Raw genomic sequence first — 14,917 nt, 5'->3', positions numbered from 1 at the left:
CGATTAATCGATAGGCCCTGTTCGCGAACCAAAATGCCGGATTTCATGGATTTCCGGCAGCGTGTTGATAGCGGTAAGCATCGGTGCCAGTCGCTCGGCCCACTCGGTCGCGCCAGTTTTCTCTGCGATCAGATCCTGTCGTACTTCAATGAGCACATGCGCATAGCCGCGGCTGGTTGCGTGACGATACATGGCATCGTTTTTCAGCGCGCCATTATATGGCTCATTGTCGCCTACGATCAGGCCGGGTTGGTCGCGTAGCATCGAAAGGAGTGGAGTAATCGCGCGCGGGTCGGAATCCCATAGAAGACCAATGTGCCATGGCCGATCATTGCCACGCCAGTTTGGCGTGAAGGAGTGGATGGAAACAACAAAAGGCGCTTTGCCACTCGCAAGTGCGACCTGGGTGCTCACGGATGCGACTGCATCATGATAGGGACGATAGAACTTATCGAGGCGTTTCTCACGCTCATCCGGGGTCATCGGATAATTGCCGGAAATGACCGCGCCGTCCGATAACTGCATGATGAGGGTCGGATCATCCTCACCGCGATTGGGGTCGATCAGCAGGCGCGAGAAGCCACCCATGACTGCTGGTGCGTCAATCTTTGCAGCGAGCTGACGTGTAAGTTCCTCGACGCCGATATCATACGCGATATGCCGTTCAAACTCGCTTTTTGCCAGACCCAGACTGCCATATTCAGCCGGCAAATCACGTCGGGCATGGTCGGCGGTCAGAAGCAGGCCAAGACCGAGATTGCCATCGACCTGATGGACGGGGGAAAAGGACGGAGCAGATGACATGCAAGTGGCTTCTTCGGTGAGATTTTTGTCACAAATCGCAAGTAGTTTCAGCTCTGTCATGAGAAAGTCGAGATTGCAACGATCATTCTCAAAAGATTGAGGAAGGAGTTTCCGGGTTGAGACAAAGAAGCCAATCTAATCGTTTAAATTGGACGTTTTTCCGCTTAAATCGCTATGCAGTTTGAATGGAAATGCTGTAACTGATTTGTTCTCTCCGGGATTGCGTTGACATCAAAGGCGAAACTGCCGAAAAGAGAGCGATCGAAAGAGGATTTCCTTGCGTGAGACAAAAGCGATTGCGGGCTGAAGGAGTTCGGCGAATGCGACTTCCACTTTTCTTAGGTTTGTTCTCCAGCGTGCTTATCGGTACACTGGGCATAACAGCTTTGGAAGCGCGTGCTGATTTTCGGGTGTGTAACTCAACCCAGAACCTGGTTGGTGTCGCCATTGGCTATAGAGCCAAGACAGGCTGGGTCACTGAGGGCTGGTGGCATATTGACGGTTCAACCTGCAAGACGCTGCTCGAAGGCCCACTCTCGTCACGCTATTACTATCTCTATGCTGAAGATTCCCAGAGCGGCGGCCGCTGGGAAGGTAAGGTGAACATGTGTGTTGCGGAAAAGGAATTCCGTATCACGGGTGTTCAGGACTGCTTTGCGCGGGGTTTCCAGCGCAATGGCTTCCAGGAATACGATACCGGGGAACAATCGAGCTGGATGGTACAGCTTACTGACGAAACGCCGCTAGAAAACTCCACAGTTACAGGAACTAATAATCAATGAAGCGCAACCGCAAGGTCAAGATTCTCGCCACACTCGGCCCGGCGTCCGGCGAGGAATCCGTCATCCGTCAGCTTTTTGAAGCCGGTGCAGACGTCTTCCGTATCAACATGAGTCATGCCGATCATGACACGATGCGTACGCTTGTTCAGCGCATTCGTAATGTAGAAAAGGAACTTGGCCGTCCTATCGGAATTCTGGCTGACCTTCAGGGTCCTAAGCTGCGCGTTGGCAAGTTCAAGAATACCAAGGTTGCGCTCGTTGCAGGCCAGACTTTCACACTCGACAACAATGAAGAGCCGGGCGACGAAACCCGCGTGTATCTTCCGCACCCGGAAATTCTGGAAGCTGTGGAGCCCGGTCATCGTCTGTTGATCGACGACGGCAAGCTGGAACTGATTGCCGAAGCCTCTGACGGCAAGTCGATCCGCTGCAAGGTTGTCGCTGGCACAAGCATTTCTGATCGCAAGGGCGTGAGCCTTCCGGACACCACTTTGGGTGTCGGTGCTCTGACAGAGAAAGATTACAAGGATTTCCACGCGGTTCTGAAGGAAGAAATCGACTGGGTTGCCCTGTCGTTCATTCAGCGTCCGGAAGATCTGATCGAAGCACGCAAGATTTCGGGTGGCAAGGTCGGCCTGATGTCGAAGATTGAAAAGCCGCAGGCTGTGACGCGTCTCGATGAGATCATCGAGCTTTCCGATGCGATCATGGTTGCTCGTGGTGATCTTGGCGTTGAAATGCCACTGGAAAGCGTTCCGGGCATTCAAAAGCAGATGATCCGCAAGGCACGCCGCGCTGGTAAGCCGGTCGTGGTGGCGACGCAGATGCTCGAATCGATGATCACCGCACCGGTTCCGACCCGCGCTGAAGTGTCTGACGTTGCGACCGCTGTTTTCGAAGGCGCTGATGCTGTCATGCTTTCTGCTGAATCCGCGTCCGGCCAGTATCCGGTCGAAGCTGTTGCAACAATGAACCGTATCGCCGAGAAGGTTGAGCGCGAGCCGACCTATCCGGGTATTCTCGATGCACAGCGTGCGATCCCTGAGCCGACTGGTTCAGATGCGATAGCGCTGGCTGCTCGTCAGATTGCTGAAACGCTCAATCTGTCGGCTATTGTCACCTATACGGCTTCAGGAGCCACGGGCCTGCGTGCAGCGCGTGAACGTCCTCGTACGCCAATCATTGCACTGTCGCCGATTGTTGAAACCGCGCGCCGTCTCTCGGTCGTCTGGGGTCTGCATTGCGTGGTGACAGAAGACGCGCATGATCTGGAAGACATGGTTGATCACGCCTGTCAGGTTGCTTTCAAGGAAGAGTTTGGCAAGGCTGGTGATCGTTTGATTGTTACGGCAGGTGTACCATTCGGAACGCCGGGTGCTACCAATTTGCTGCGCATCGCCTATATCGGTGCCGACGGTCAGTCCACAGACTAAACTGGCGGAATTCGGTTAAGGTGCTAGTTATAGTTGATAAAAAACGCGCTCCTTTCGGGGCGCGTTTTTGTTTGTTGAAGAAGGACAAGGCCTCGGTCTCATCCTAAGCATGGCAAAGGATCAAGCCATGGAGAGCCGCAGGTGATCAACGCCTTGCGCTTTGAGATGGCGCTCTACACTTTCTCAGTTTGAGGCGTCCTGCAAAGGAATCAGGTGCGAGTGTCGCTCAGTTCTTCGGTGAGATCGAAGAAACTCTTCTGCGCGTCCCGCATCATTGGATTGATCTGTAGCGCTTGTTCATAGGCGCGCAGCGCCTGTTCTTTCAGCCCGCGTGCACGCAGAATCTCGGCCATGCCGGTAAGCGCACCATAATGACGCGGCTCAAGTTCCAGCGTACGATTGATGTCGTACATAGCGTGGGCATAGTCGTTTCGAAGGTAATAGACAGTCGCACGACGGTTCCATGCTTCAGCATAGTCCGGATCGATTGCGATGGCTTCATTTAGGAAATCGAGTGCTGAGGTATAGCGTTTTTCAAGCATGGCGCTACTCGCCCATTGCACGAGAAGGTCTACCGTAGCGCTGCCAGATTGCGACCAGATCTGATTGATCTGAACGGTGATGCGGCGCGCCTTTGTCTCGTTGGATGTGCGCTTGAGATCAGCAAAAAGCTTGTCGAGGCGCTCTTCAGGCGTTTGTGCTGCAGCCGGAGCAGGCTTTTCCTGCTGTGGCTTTTGTTCGCTGTCAGCGCCAACCTGAACAGGCAGAATAGGGGCTGTGAGCGATGGCTTTGTATCAGCAAGGGCAGGGCTCATGATAAGCAAAGCTGCGCAGATAGCTGACAAAAGCGAGGTGTGACCCAGATGTGCAAAAACGTTCCGCATGCGCATAATCTTCATCATGCGCAGCGAAACGTCAAATGCAAAATCAGAAATAAGATTAGCCCTGGCGAGCCTTAAAGCGCGGAGCAGTCTTATTGATGATGTAAACGCGGCCCTTGCGGCGAACGAGCTGGCAGTCACGATGACGAGCCTTGAGCGCCTTGAGCGAATTCTTGATCTTCATGTCAATCACCGGTCTTGGTTGGCCCATCGACAGAACATGCCGCCGGGCTGCATAAAAACAGGCGCCCAAGGCGCCAATTGGTTACAGGCAGTATTCCTGCCCGAAGGGTTGGCCGAAATACACAATATTCCAGCCAAATGTCAACTCCCGCACGACAGATTCACGAAGCTCTGTTCGGAAAATCTTGCCGCAGGGGCCTGTTAACAGGGGAATCTGATGGATTCCCCTGTAATGCTCAACTTGCGCGGGGCTTAATGCGGGTCACATGACCCATTTTGCGGCCCGGGCGAGCTTCCTTCTTGCCGTAGAGATGAAGCACTGCATTCGATTCTGCGAGAATCGCTGGCACCTGCTCAATGTCGTCACCGATCAGATTCTCCATCACGCAGTCTGAATGGCGAACCGTATCACCAAGCGAAAGTCCCGCAACTGCGCGAATATGCTGTTCGAACTGTGAAATGGCGCAAGCGGCTTCTGTCCAGTGACCTGAATTGTGCACACGTGGCGCAAACTCATTGGCCAGCAGAGTGCCGTCGGCGAGAACGAAAAACTCGAGGCCAAGCACACCGACATAGTCGAGTGCATGTAAAAGCTTCTCGGCTGCCTTGCTGGCCGCTTCCGCCGTTTTTGCAGGTATGGTTGCTGGAACGCTAGAGGTCGCGAGAATGCCGTCCTTGTGGACGTTTTCGGCGATATCGAAAATCGCAATATTGCCGCTGTGGTCGCGGGCGGCGATAACCGAAACCTCGCGCTCAAACGCAACAAAGCCTTCAAGGATCGCAGGCGCGTGCTTGATCGTCTCAAGTGCTGCGCGAGCCTCGCTTTCATTGAGGGATGTCAGGCGAACCTGTCCTTTGCCGTCATAGCCCAGACGGCGGGTTTTCAGGATGCCGCGTCCGCCAAGTGCACCCAAAGCTGCAATGAGCGATTCTTCATCATCAACCAGACGCCATGGTGCGGTCGCGATATCGCTTTCATTGAGGAACTGCTTTTCTGTAAAGCGATCCTGCGAGATTTCGAGTGCTGCGGGCGGTGGCAGGACGAGCGCCGTTTCCGCTAGCTTGTCTGCGGCAATCACCGGCACATTTTCGAATTCATAGGTAATGACATCAGAGGCGGTAGCAAGCTCTGCGAGCGCAGCTGGATCATCATAGGCAGCAACGATCTGGCGATTTGCGACTTGTGCTGCAGGGCAATCAGCCTGAGGTTCCAGAATAACGGTCTCATATCCGAGACGAGCAGCTGCCATTGCAAGCATACGGCCAAGTTGGCCGCCGCCGATAATGCCGATTGTCGATCCGGCTTTCAGGCTAGCTGTGAGTGCTGAATTTGCCATATCAGACCTCGTCGGATGGGCGTTCTGCAACGCTTTCGGTCTGCGCTGTGCGCCATTCATCCAGACGTGCCGCGAGTGCATCGTCATAAAGTGCAAGAACGGCTGCGGAAAGAAGGGCTGCATTCACAGCACCTGCACGGCCAATCGCCAGAGTGCCGACTGGAATGCCTGCTGGCATCTGGACGATCGAAAGAAGCGAGTCCTGTCCCGAAAGAGCTTTGGATTGCACGGGCACGCCAAATACCGGAAGAGGCGTCATGGCTGCGGCCATGCCTGGAAGGTGGGCAGCACCGCCTGCACCGGCAATCACCACCTTGAAACCTTCGGCTTTCGCGCCTTTGGCGAAAGCAACAAGGCGATCAGGCGTCCGATGCGCGGAAACAATACGGGCATCAAAAGATATTCCCAATGCATCCAGCGTATCGGCAGCATGACGCATGGTTTCCCAATCGGACTGGCTACCCATAATGATGGCGACGTCTGCACTCACGCTCATTGATCTTTCCTATTTCCGCTTCCGTAGTTCGGTCGTTCGTGTAGTAAAAACAAAGCCGGGCGGCCCCCGGCTAAAAACTCATTGCTATCTGAAGGTCAGGCGATGATGTCAGGAATGACGTGATCTTCCATTTCCTGCAGCTTGTCTTTGATAGCGAGTTTTTTCTTTTTCATGCGCTGGATACGCAACTGATCACAGCCGACCGTCATCATGGCGTTGATGGCTGCATCGAAATCCGCGTGTTCCTGTTTCAGACGTGCGACGGCCAATCTGATTTCGGCCTGTTCCTGATCGGACATGCGGTTTGCCCCGTATTGTTCAGAATAATATTACGGGCCGCGCCAGCGTGGCACAGACCCGTTTCGAGAGCAGCCCTTATCACATTTTTCGTGATTGGAAAATGCTACCACGACAAATTCGACTTTCGACCTCACTCATGCCAAAGTGTCATGGTTCTGTCATGGGCGGCTGTCAACGAGCTGCGGTTCATGACAGTCGGGACTGCGTAACTGGCCCGAAAAAACAGGAGTATTTTGGGTATTTGCGCAGTGTGAGCGGGTGAAGCTTTGCGGTTGGCAGGTACTTCGCGCACGGTTTCATCCTTTGGGAAATCAATCAAAGGAGAAATGATGATGGCTATCGAGTCCCATCTTGCCACGCTCGAAAAAAAGCACGGCGCTCTGGAGCAGGAAATTTCCGATGCCATGGCGTCACCGGCAATGGACAATCTTCACGTTGCATCTCTCAAGCGCAAAAAGCTCGTGCTCAAGGAGCAGATCGAAAAACTGAGAACACAAGTCACTCGACATTAAACCATCCGTCAGTAGCGTGTGTTCGATCTGATCGAATTAGGTCGACACCCTAATGTTTTGGATTTTCGCGTATTCTATCCGAGAATAACTTCAGACTTCTCGGGCCGCGCTCCAAAGCTTATCGCTTTCGGACTTTTTCAAATCCGAAAGTTCCATGGACAGTACGCAATCGCCATTGGTGACGGCCAATAGGATGGTACTGTTGAAGATGTTGGCGGCTGTGCGTCAGCCGCCGAGCATCCCAAGCATCCAATATTAAATAAATTTAACAGCATGGTGAAAAGCAGCGATTATTCGCTGCTTTTTTGTTGCTTGCCTGAAGCGACTTCTCAGCCGTCAACTTCCGCTCTCGGGTCGAGATTCATGCCTTCTGGTGTCGCGCTCTTCACAGAAGGCATGCTCTTGAACTGTTCTTTCTCAGCCTTTGGCACGGATGCGCGCCTGCGCGAGCGGAACAGCGCATAGCCGGTGATCGAGATGTGGGCGAGGGCAGTTATTGCAAATAGACCGGATGGCCAGAAGATGTCCATAGCGGCGGCTGCCAGCAAGGGCCCGAGCATGGTGCCAAAACCGTAAAGCAGCAGCAGTCCACTTGATACTTTCACGAAGCTTTCAGACGACGCGTGGTCATTCGCATGGGCAACGGCGACGGGATAGAGTGCATAGGCGAGCGCGCCATAGCAGCCTGTCATGATGATTATGACTTTGCCGTTCGACGGGCCGATGATGAAGGCCATAAGTCCGACGAGAGCTGCAAGTGAAGCAACCCCGGCCAGAACATAACGTCTGTCAACAAGATCGGAAATGCGCCCGACCGGAATTTGCATCAGAGCACCGGCAGCAATGGTTACGCTGACCATCAATGCGATTTCTGTAGTCGAAATGCCAGATTTTGCGCCGAACACAGCGCCCAGTGTGCCCCATGCGCCATTGGCAATGCCGATCAGGATACAGCCGACGAAGGCGGCGGGTGAATTGCGGTAAAGCGCTTTGAGATCAAGTTGAACCTCGGTGAGAGGTTTTGGACTGACAGCTGTCGACATGGCAGTTGGAATAAGCGCCAGACAGAAAAGAATGCCGGTGATCATGAACAGATGATCGCCGCGGATATCTCCGTTCGCCACCATCATCTGACCACTCATTGTGGCCCCGTAGTTGACCATCATATAGAGGCCAAAAATCTTGCCGCGGGATTCGTTGGTGGCGCGCTCGTTGAGCCAGCTTTCGATCACCATGAATGCGCCCGCCATAGAGAAGCCAGTGAAGGTGCGCAAAATAATCCATGATATCGCATCAATATAGATGCCGGACAGAAGTGCAATGATCGCTGCGGAGGCTGCAAAGCAGCCAAATGCACGAACGTGCCCGACGCGTCGCACAAGGCGCGGGGCGAAGACACAGCCCGCGACAAAGCCACCCGCCCATGTGGTGCCCAGCATACCCAGAGATGCAACGGAGAAGCCTTCAAGGCCGCCGCGCAATGGCAGCAGCAGGCCGTGGAGGCCGGAGGCCATCAGAAGAAAGGCTGTGCCACACAGTAGCGCCAGAACCTGAATGTAAATTCGCAAGATCACGTTCCCGGGATTTTATGAAGTCGCGAGAGGTGCGACTTCGCTCTATCGTTGATGATCGGGCTGAGACGATAGCTCAGCGGAAAAGCGCTTCGGCAGCAGCGCGGCTGTCACCTTTTTTAAGCCTTTCAGCCTTCAGACGCTCAATTTCGGATTGTAGCAAAGTGATGCGCTGGTCGATCTCTATGACTGAAAGCAGCGCCAGCTCATCCTCACTTAGAACCACGCTGTCGCGGGGCTTACTTGCATCTTCATCGATACCGATCATGGCCTTCCTCCGGAGTCTATGACGGACTTATAAGCGCAGAAAAGATTTAACACCTTGAATCTTCGCATATATATTTCAAGAAATCGATGAAGAATTATATTGAAATGAGCAGTGTACTCCTGTGGGTGGTATTTCTGCGACGAGACGTTTGAACAGGAGTTTGATCATGATGGCCGAATTGCCTTCCCAGATGACAGCAATCGAAATCGCAGGCCCGGGTGGCGCTCATATGCTGCGCCCGATCCAGCGTTCGGTGCCTGCGCCAAAAGCAGGGGAGGTTCTGGTTCGGATACGTGCGGCGGGCGTCAATCGCCCCGACGTTCTTCAGCGCGAGGGGCATTATGCGCCACCGGCGGGTGCTTCCGATATTCCGGGCCTTGAGATCGCGGGAGATATTGTTGCGCTTGGCGAAAGTGTCAGGCGCTACAAGATCGGCGATCAGGTCGTGGCCTTGCTTGCTGGTGGCGGCTATGCCGAATATGCGGTTGTGCACGAAACCAACGCGCTGCCGCTGCCGTCTGGCTATGGCTATATTGAAGCTGCGGCAATTCCCGAAACCTTTTTCACCGTCTGGCATAACGTGTTTGAACGTGGCGGTTTGAAAGAAGGCGAGACATTGCTGATCCACGGCGGCTCATCCGGTATTGGAACAACAGCTATTCAGCTTGGCAAAGCGTTTGGTGCCAATGTGATTGTCACGGCAGGTTCGACCGACAAGTGCGAAGCCTGTCTGAAGCTCGGCGTAGACAGGGCCGTTAACTATCGCGACGAGGATTTCGTCACGGTGGTCAAAGATGTGACCAAAGGCAAAGGAGCCGATGTCATTCTCGATATGGTGGGCGGCGATTACGTCGATCGTAATTACAAGGCCGCCGCAGAGGACGGGCGCATTGTGCAGATTGCGTTTCTGAATGGCGCGAAGGCAACCGCAAACTTTGCACTTCTGATGACAAAGCGCCTTACCCATACCGGCTCGACATTGCGTCCGCGGTCTGTTGGCTTCAAAGCGGACATTGCGCGTGAACTGGAAGCAAAAGTCTGGCCGCTGCTGGCGGAACGCCGCGTCTCCCCGGTTATGGATATGATTTTCCCGCTCAAAGACGCGTGGCGGGCGCATGACCGGATGGAAGGTGGTCAGCATATCGGCAAAATCGTGCTCGACGTGGCATGATTTTAGCTTGCGATAGAGAATAGGGGATGTGGTGGAAGCACTTTCTTGCTCTATGGTCAAAAAAAATATATATAGGCCGTGATTTCCCGGAATTTGTGGTTTTTCCCACGTCCCGCGCCACCGGAGCGGACGAACAGAAGGATTATATCTAATGGCCACCCAGCTTCTTATGCCGAAGGCAACGGCCGTCTGGCTCGTCGATAATACGGCTTTGTCTTTTGATCAGATTGCTGCTTTCTGTAAGCTGCATCCGCTTGAGGTAAAGGCAATAGCTGACGGTGAAGCTTCGCAGGGCATCAAGGGGCTTGATCCAGTTATCACCGGCCAGATTTCGCGCGAAGAAATTGCCAAGGGTGAAAAGGATCCTTATCACCGCCTGAAGCTTTCCGATCCAAAGGTGCGCGTGCCAGAAGCCAAGCGCAAGGGACCGCGTTATACGCCGCTTTCCAAGCGTCAGGACCGCCCAAATGCGATTCTCTGGCTGGTGCGTAACCATCCTGAACTGAAGGATGCGCAGGTTTCCCGTCTGATCGGCACGACCAAGTCGACCATCGAACAGATTCGCAACCGTAGCCACTGGAATTCAGCCAATCTGACGGCAATGGATCCTGTGACACTCGGCCTTTGCACGCAGATCGACCTCGACCTTGAAGTCGAACGTGCAGCACGCAATCGCCCAGCGCAGGAATCTGACAGCACGCTGCTGCCAGCATCTGCGACCGAAAACTTCGATTACCGTGATGAGCAGCCTGAAGAAGAAGAGCTGGATGCGGACAAGGTATTCGCAAAGCTCTCTTCGCTGAAGGGCTCAAACACCGAAGAAGATGAAGAATAAGCTTTCTTCGAATGGACATAAAAAACCCGCCGGTCTGGCGGGTTTTTTATGAGGTTTTGGGAGATCAATCCTTAAATGCGTTGTATTCGCTCATTTCCATGAGACGATAGAAATCGGCAAGCGTCTTGCCGCGCTCGGAGCGAAAGGTGCGACCTGCATTGCCTGCCGTAAGAATACGGTCTGTGCGGAAAGTGCGGAAAGCATTGCGCAACTCGCACCAGCCAATCACTGTCCACACTTTGCCCCAGAACCACAGACCCAGCGGACGGATATCGCGCTCGCTCTCCCGGGCTTCCAGATCGCGATAACGGATGTTGAGAACTGTGCCTTCATCGACAGCACGTTCGACCGCATCGATGACACGGCGTTCACTTACGCTGATGCTTGTCGACGGCGCGTGAATTTGTGTGCCGGTGATGCGGGCACGTTCTTCCTTGGGCAGAACGGCTTCGATTTTTACCAGCGCTTCTTCAGCGCCACGCGCCATGGAAACGCCGCCCCAGGCGCGGATTAGGCGCGCGCCTGCTACAAGCGCCACGATTTCATCGCGCGTAAACATCAGCGGCGGCAGCTCAAAGCCTTGCCGCAGAATATAGCCAACGCCGGCCTCGCCATCGATAGGAACGCCTGTCGATTGCAGATCAGCAATATCGCGATAGATGGTTCGTTCTGACACTTCGAGCCGCTCGGCAAGCTGTCGCGCGGTGACAAGCCTGCCACCGCGCAGGTGCTGAACGATCTGGAAAAGGCGGTCTGCGCGGCGCATTCCGGGTTCATTCTCCGTTGCATTGTTTGGCTTTGCGCTGCTCCAGATAGCGATCTGGCCAGCCCATATCCTTGCGCAGGTCACGCGGGAGATTGTCGAGCGCGCGTTGTGTGAGGATGAAGCGTCGACGTTCGTCCTGCCTGCGCATGTATTCTTTCAGAACTGCGAGCAGTGGTGCGATTGCGAGTGCCATGGTGAATCCCTCTTCTCTAGGAAGATACTATGACACAGGGCTCCTGACAGCTATCTGTCAGGAGGGATCGCTTTATTATCATCCTAATATTAGCGCACCGCAATTACTTGATCAGGCTTTAAACCGTGGTGTGGCGGTGTAGCTCAGTGGCAGACGACCACCATCTGCATAGATCGTCTGGCCGGTGACATAACTCGAATCACGGGATGCCAGAAACGACGCAATTGCTGCGATTTCAGAAGCTTGACCGATTCGCCCGAGCGGCGTGCGCTCGACAATCTTTTTGCGTGCTTCGGCATTCGTGTTTACGGCTGACAGCATATCAGTTTCGATGGAACCCGGACCAATTGCATTGACCCGAATCCCCCATTTGGCAAGTGCCACTGCCATCGTGCGTGTCAGCTGGTTCATGCCGCCTTTGGAGACAGAATAAGCAAGTTGTTCCGGTAAGCCGAATATCGCATTGATCGACGACATGTTGATGATGCTGCCAGCCTCGCCCCCCGCTTCCACGCGGGCAACCATACGTTTGGCGACAGCCTGACCACAGAGAAACGCGCCTTTGAGATTGACGCGCATCACGCGATCGAAGTCTTCTTCCTTGAGATCGAGAAAATCGGCCTGATGCACGATGCCTGCATTGTTGACGAGGATATCAATCTCACCAAGATTGGTGGCGGCATAGGTCAGAAGATTATGAATATCGAGCTTGTCGCCAACATCGCAAGCAATGCCGAGAACCTTGCCATACTGTTCCAGATCCCTGACAGCCTTTGACGCTCCTGTGCCGTCGACATCTGACACAACAACGCTCGCACCATCCATGAGGAAACGCTTGGCAATGGCATAGCCAATACCGCGGGCAGCACCCGTGACGATTGCCACCTTGCCTTCTAACTGCATCGATCAATCTCCGAATTTTGACGGAGAGTGGACCGGCGAATTGCGCCGGTCAAGAGTTGGAAGCGCATCCCGAAAAGTGTGAAGCGGTTTTCGGATTTGATGTGCGATAATGCAGAGCTACGCAAAAGCCAGACCGATGTGTCGCTCTCGTAAAACTGAGCTGATTTCATCGAGAATAGCCGGATCGTCGATGGTGGCTGGCATTTTCCATTCTTCGCCATCCGCGATTTTCTGAATCGTTGATCGCAATATTTTCCCCGAACGGGTCTTTGGCAGGCGCTTTACGGTCAAAGCCAGTCGGAAAGCAGCGATAGGGCCAATGACATCGCGAATCATACTGACACATTCCTTCTCGACCTCGTGCGTATCGCGGTCGATATTGGATTTCAGCACAAGGAAGCCGCAGGGCACCTGACCTTTGACGGCATCGGAAATGCCAAGCACCGCACATTCTGCAACATCGGGATGACTGGACAGCACTTCCTCCATGCCCCCCGTCGAAAGACGGTGGCCCGCGACATTGATGATGTCGTCGGTGCGGCTCATGATGTAGAGATAGCCGTCTTCATCCATGTAGCCCGCGTCAGCGGTTTTATAATAGCCGGGAAATTCGTTGAGATAGGCTTTGCGAAAACGGTCATCGGCGTTCCACAGGGTTGGCAGACAGCCGGGCGGTAATGGCAATTTGATCAGGATGTTGCCAAGCTGACCGCGTTCGACCTCATGGCCTGCATCATCGAGCACGCGAATATCATAGCCTGGCAGGCAGACAGCGGGGGAGCCGTATTTGGTTTCGAGCAGTCCAAGGCCAAGCGGGTTGGCAACCATCGGCCAGCCACTTTCAGTCTGCCACCAATGATCAATTACCGGACAGCCGAGCAGATTTTCCGCCCAGTGGATCGTGTCAGGATCAGCGCGTTCACCAGCAAGATAAAGGGCGCGGAATTTGGACAGATCGTAGCGTCGCACGAAATTGCCGCCTGCGTCTTCCTTCTTGATAGCACGCAGCGCAGTAGGCGCGGTGAACATCACTTCAACACCATGCTCCGCGATAATGCGCCAGTAGGTGCCAGCATCAGGCGTTCCGATGGGTTTGCCTTCAAAAAGGATACTGGTCGCGCCCGCAATCAGCGGTGCATAGACGATGTAGGAGTGACCAACCACCCAGCCGACATCGGATGCTGCCCAGAAAACCTGTCCCGGCTCAATACCGAAGACATGTTTCAGCGACCATGCGAGCGCCACCATATGCCCGCCATTGTCGCGCACCACGCCTTTGGGCTCGCCGGTGGTGCCCGATGTGTAAAGCACATAAAGCGGATCGGTGGCTGCGACCGATGTGCAAGGGACATGACGACCGCGCGCCGCATCTACTGCTGATCGATAATCGATATCGCGACCTTCAATAAGATTGTGCGGATGTTGTTCGCGCTGGAGGATGATGCAGTGTTTGACTTTGTGGTGGGCAGTTGCAATCGCCTTGTCGAGCATCGCCTGATAGGGCACGACGCGCGTTGGTTCGATGCCGCATGAACCGGCAATGATCATCACGGGCTTTGCATCATCGATACGGGTTGCAAGCTCGTTGGCGGCAAAGCCACCAAACACCACCGAATGCACGGCGCCGATTCGAGCGCAAGCCAGCATGGCAATGGCTGCTTCCGGCACCATCGGCATATAAATGAGAATGCGGTCACCTTTCGTTACACCATTGTCGAGCATGACGGCAGACAGCGACACAACCTCTCCGAGCAATTCGGAATAGGTAAATTTGCGTGCCGAATTTGTAACAGGACTATCGTAGATAAGCGCTACCTGATCACCACGCCCATTTGCGACATGGCGGTCGAGTGCATTGTAGCAGGTGTTGCATTCGGCTCCCGTGAACCAACGACCATAGACACCTTCATCGCTTGCGAGAACCTGATCCCACGGCTTGAACCAGTCGATGGCCTTGGCTGCTTCGGCCCAAAAACCTTCGGGGTCGTTCTGCCATGCGGCATAGATTTCGGCATATCTTGACGTCATGCGTTCCTCCCAGAAGCGCGTGCTCTACCAGACCAGATGGCCCGAAAAAGCGTCGCGATAACATGCTGGATGAAAGCGCAAGACAGGCCAGTTCGGCCTCGTCTCCTCCACGCGCTTTTCATCTCCTCCGGTGGTTAGTGTATGCTGACGATTAAAGCCTCGTCCATGAAACTAAAGATGAATAAGTGTATCATAGCCACCGTATAATTTGATGAGGCTTGCGGGATACGAATGGCTGGGCCACAAGAAAGCATGAGAGGTGTTTTGTGACCAAAGTCCTGCCTGTGCTGCTTATGGCCCTCATGGGCTTGCACATCATCAAGCCGCTTGGCTTGCCGGGTTTGAAGAAACGTGGTGATTTCTGGAAGATCGCTGTTATTGCAATCTTTGTAATGGCATTGGCCGTTGGGTTTCATTTCGCGGAAAACTAAAAGGCCCGGTCGTAAACCAGGCC

Annotated in this window: 18 protein-coding genes; 6 read left to right on the top strand and 12 right to left on the bottom strand. The window is 54.1% G+C overall.

Features of this window, described 5'->3' with window-relative positions; genetic code table 11:
• Positions 1 to 3: 3 nt before the first annotated feature.
• Complete coding sequence (locus CES85_RS19280) at positions 4 to 804, bottom strand: N-formylglutamate amidohydrolase (protein WP_095447976.1); 801 nt, start codon at positions 802 to 804, stop codon at positions 4 to 6.
• Positions 805 to 1,124: 320 nt separating this feature from the next.
• Here CES85_RS19280 and CES85_RS19275 point away from each other — a divergent pair, with 320 nt between their 5' ends.
• Positions 1,125 to 1,586, top strand: a complete 462-nt coding sequence (locus CES85_RS19275; protein WP_095447363.1) for a DUF1036 domain-containing protein — start codon at positions 1,125 to 1,127, stop codon at positions 1,584 to 1,586.
• Positions 1,583 to 3,019 carry a pyruvate kinase gene (pyk, locus tag CES85_RS19270; protein WP_095447362.1) on the top strand — a complete coding sequence of 479 codons (1,437 nt, stop codon included), beginning with the start codon at positions 1,583 to 1,585 and terminating at the stop codon, positions 3,017 to 3,019. Before CES85_RS19275 ends, pyk begins: the two co-directional genes overlap by 4 nt.
• A 209-nt stretch (positions 3,020 to 3,228) precedes the next feature.
• Here the strand turns inward: pyk and CES85_RS19265 are convergent, their stop codons facing one another.
• The 5 genes from CES85_RS19265 to CES85_RS19245 form a co-directional block, all read right to left on the bottom strand.
• Positions 3,229 to 3,834: a tetratricopeptide repeat protein gene (locus CES85_RS19265; RefSeq protein WP_434063363.1), complete on the bottom strand. Its 606-nt coding sequence runs from the start codon at positions 3,832 to 3,834 to the stop codon at positions 3,229 to 3,231.
• A gap of 124 nt (positions 3,835 to 3,958) precedes the next feature.
• Positions 3,959 to 4,084 (bottom strand): type B 50S ribosomal protein L36, encoded by a 126-nt coding sequence (gene ykgO, locus CES85_RS19260; RefSeq protein ID WP_002967908.1) that lies wholly within the window; start codon positions 4,082 to 4,084, stop codon positions 3,959 to 3,961.
• A 235-nt stretch (positions 4,085 to 4,319) separates the two neighbouring features.
• Complete coding sequence (locus CES85_RS19255; protein ID WP_095447360.1) at positions 4,320 to 5,420, bottom strand: 5-(carboxyamino)imidazole ribonucleotide synthase; 1,101 nt, start codon at positions 5,418 to 5,420, stop codon at positions 4,320 to 4,322.
• A 1-nt stretch (position 5,421) separates the two neighbouring features.
• Positions 5,422 to 5,910 carry a 5-(carboxyamino)imidazole ribonucleotide mutase gene (gene purE, locus CES85_RS19250; RefSeq protein ID WP_191793453.1) on the bottom strand — a complete coding sequence of 163 codons (489 nt, stop codon included), beginning with the start codon at positions 5,908 to 5,910 and terminating at the stop codon, positions 5,422 to 5,424.
• 101 nt (positions 5,911 to 6,011) lie between these two features.
• Positions 6,012 to 6,215: a YdcH family protein gene (locus CES85_RS19245; protein ID WP_095447358.1), complete on the bottom strand. Its 204-nt coding sequence runs from the start codon at positions 6,213 to 6,215 to the stop codon at positions 6,012 to 6,014.
• A 330-nt stretch (positions 6,216 to 6,545) separates the two neighbouring features.
• Here CES85_RS19245 and CES85_RS19240 point away from each other — a divergent pair, with 330 nt between their 5' ends.
• The gene (locus CES85_RS19240) at positions 6,546 to 6,728 is read left to right on the top strand and encodes a YdcH family protein (RefSeq protein WP_024895753.1); all 183 of its coding nucleotides are present in this window, start codon (positions 6,546 to 6,548) and stop codon (positions 6,726 to 6,728) included.
• Positions 6,729 to 7,057: 329 nt separating this feature from the next.
• Here CES85_RS19240 and CES85_RS19235 read toward each other — a convergent pair whose 3' ends face one another.
• A complete protein-coding gene (locus CES85_RS19235; RefSeq protein ID WP_095447357.1) occupies positions 7,058 to 8,296 on the bottom strand; it encodes an MFS transporter in 1,239 nt (412 codons plus the stop codon).
• A 79-nt stretch (positions 8,297 to 8,375) separates the two neighbouring features.
• On the bottom strand, positions 8,376 to 8,567 hold the full coding sequence (locus CES85_RS19230; RefSeq protein ID WP_095447356.1) for a DUF1192 domain-containing protein: 192 nt from the start codon (positions 8,565 to 8,567) through the stop codon (positions 8,376 to 8,378).
• 166 nt (positions 8,568 to 8,733) lie between these two features.
• On the opposite strand from CES85_RS19230, the gene CES85_RS19225 reads away from it, so the two are divergent.
• Both CES85_RS19225 and CES85_RS19220 read left to right on the top strand, forming a co-directional pair.
• Positions 8,734 to 9,738: an NAD(P)H-quinone oxidoreductase gene (locus CES85_RS19225; protein ID WP_095447355.1), complete on the top strand. Its 1,005-nt coding sequence runs from the start codon at positions 8,734 to 8,736 to the stop codon at positions 9,736 to 9,738.
• A gap of 151 nt (positions 9,739 to 9,889) precedes the next feature.
• Positions 9,890 to 10,573, top strand: coding sequence for a DUF1013 domain-containing protein (locus tag CES85_RS19220; protein WP_095447354.1), 684 nt, complete (start codon positions 9,890 to 9,892; stop codon positions 10,571 to 10,573).
• Positions 10,574 to 10,637: 64 nt separating this feature from the next.
• Here CES85_RS19220 and CES85_RS19215 read toward each other — a convergent pair whose 3' ends face one another.
• From CES85_RS19215 to CES85_RS19200, 4 genes are all read right to left on the bottom strand, one after another.
• Complete coding sequence (locus tag CES85_RS19215) at positions 10,638 to 11,339, bottom strand: helix-turn-helix transcriptional regulator (RefSeq protein ID WP_095447353.1); 702 nt, start codon at positions 11,337 to 11,339, stop codon at positions 10,638 to 10,640.
• Positions 11,340 to 11,346: 7 nt separating this feature from the next.
• Positions 11,347 to 11,532 (bottom strand): hypothetical protein, encoded by a 186-nt coding sequence (locus CES85_RS19210; protein WP_095447352.1) that lies wholly within the window; start codon positions 11,530 to 11,532, stop codon positions 11,347 to 11,349.
• A 111-nt stretch (positions 11,533 to 11,643) separates the two neighbouring features.
• Complete coding sequence (locus CES85_RS19205) at positions 11,644 to 12,435, bottom strand: SDR family NAD(P)-dependent oxidoreductase (protein WP_095447351.1); 792 nt, start codon at positions 12,433 to 12,435, stop codon at positions 11,644 to 11,646.
• A 117-nt stretch (positions 12,436 to 12,552) separates the two neighbouring features.
• Complete coding sequence (locus CES85_RS19200; RefSeq protein ID WP_095447350.1) at positions 12,553 to 14,463, bottom strand: propionyl-CoA synthetase; 1,911 nt, start codon at positions 14,461 to 14,463, stop codon at positions 12,553 to 12,555.
• A gap of 266 nt (positions 14,464 to 14,729) precedes the next feature.
• Here CES85_RS19200 and CES85_RS27460 point away from each other — a divergent pair, with 266 nt between their 5' ends.
• Complete coding sequence (locus tag CES85_RS27460) at positions 14,730 to 14,894, top strand: hypothetical protein (RefSeq protein ID WP_167388303.1); 165 nt, start codon at positions 14,730 to 14,732, stop codon at positions 14,892 to 14,894.
• Positions 14,895 to 14,917: the final 23 nt, after the last annotated feature.

This window comes from Ochrobactrum quorumnocens (assembly GCF_002278035.1).
GTDB lineage: Bacteria > Pseudomonadota > Alphaproteobacteria > Rhizobiales > Rhizobiaceae > Brucella > Brucella quorumnocens.
Note: the sequence above shows the minus strand (reverse complement) of the source record. Positions and strands in the feature narration are given on the sequence as shown.

Excerpts from the sequence above, each read along its gene's own strand:
- CES85_RS19265 (WP_434063363.1), bottom strand. The coding sequence starts at position 3,834 with ATGAGCCCTGCCCTTGCTGATACAAAGCCATCGCTCACAGCCCCTATT.
- CES85_RS19200 (WP_095447350.1), bottom strand. The coding sequence starts at position 14,463 with ATGACGTCAAGATATGCCGAAATCTATGCCGCATGGCAGAACGACCCC.
- CES85_RS19225 (WP_095447355.1), top strand. The coding sequence starts at position 8,734 with ATGATGGCCGAATTGCCTTCCCAGATGACAGCAATCGAAATCGCAGGC.
- CES85_RS19245 (WP_095447358.1), bottom strand. The coding sequence starts at position 6,215 with ATGTCCGATCAGGAACAGGCCGAAATCAGATTGGCCGTCGCACGTCTG.
- CES85_RS19255 (WP_095447360.1), bottom strand. The coding sequence starts at position 5,420 with ATGGCAAATTCAGCACTCACAGCTAGCCTGAAAGCCGGATCGACAATC.
- CES85_RS19240 (WP_024895753.1), top strand. The coding sequence starts at position 6,546 with ATGATGGCTATCGAGTCCCATCTTGCCACGCTCGAAAAAAAGCACGGC.
- CES85_RS19215 (WP_095447353.1), bottom strand. The coding sequence starts at position 11,339 with ATGCGCCGCGCAGACCGCCTTTTCCAGATCGTTCAGCACCTGCGCGGT.
- CES85_RS19210 (WP_095447352.1), bottom strand. The coding sequence starts at position 11,532 with ATGGCACTCGCAATCGCACCACTGCTCGCAGTTCTGAAAGAATACATG.
- CES85_RS19275 (WP_095447363.1), top strand. The coding sequence starts at position 1,125 with ATGCGACTTCCACTTTTCTTAGGTTTGTTCTCCAGCGTGCTTATCGGT.
- CES85_RS19280 (WP_095447976.1), bottom strand. The coding sequence starts at position 804 with ATGTCATCTGCTCCGTCCTTTTCCCCCGTCCATCAGGTCGATGGCAAT.
- CES85_RS19230 (WP_095447356.1), bottom strand. The coding sequence starts at position 8,567 with ATGATCGGTATCGATGAAGATGCAAGTAAGCCCCGCGACAGCGTGGTT.
- pyk (WP_095447362.1), top strand. The coding sequence starts at position 1,583 with ATGAAGCGCAACCGCAAGGTCAAGATTCTCGCCACACTCGGCCCGGCG.
- CES85_RS19205 (WP_095447351.1), bottom strand. The coding sequence starts at position 12,435 with ATGCAGTTAGAAGGCAAGGTGGCAATCGTCACGGGTGCTGCCCGCGGT.
- ykgO (WP_002967908.1), bottom strand. The coding sequence starts at position 4,084 with ATGAAGATCAAGAATTCGCTCAAGGCGCTCAAGGCTCGTCATCGTGAC.
- CES85_RS19220 (WP_095447354.1), top strand. The coding sequence starts at position 9,890 with ATGGCCACCCAGCTTCTTATGCCGAAGGCAACGGCCGTCTGGCTCGTC.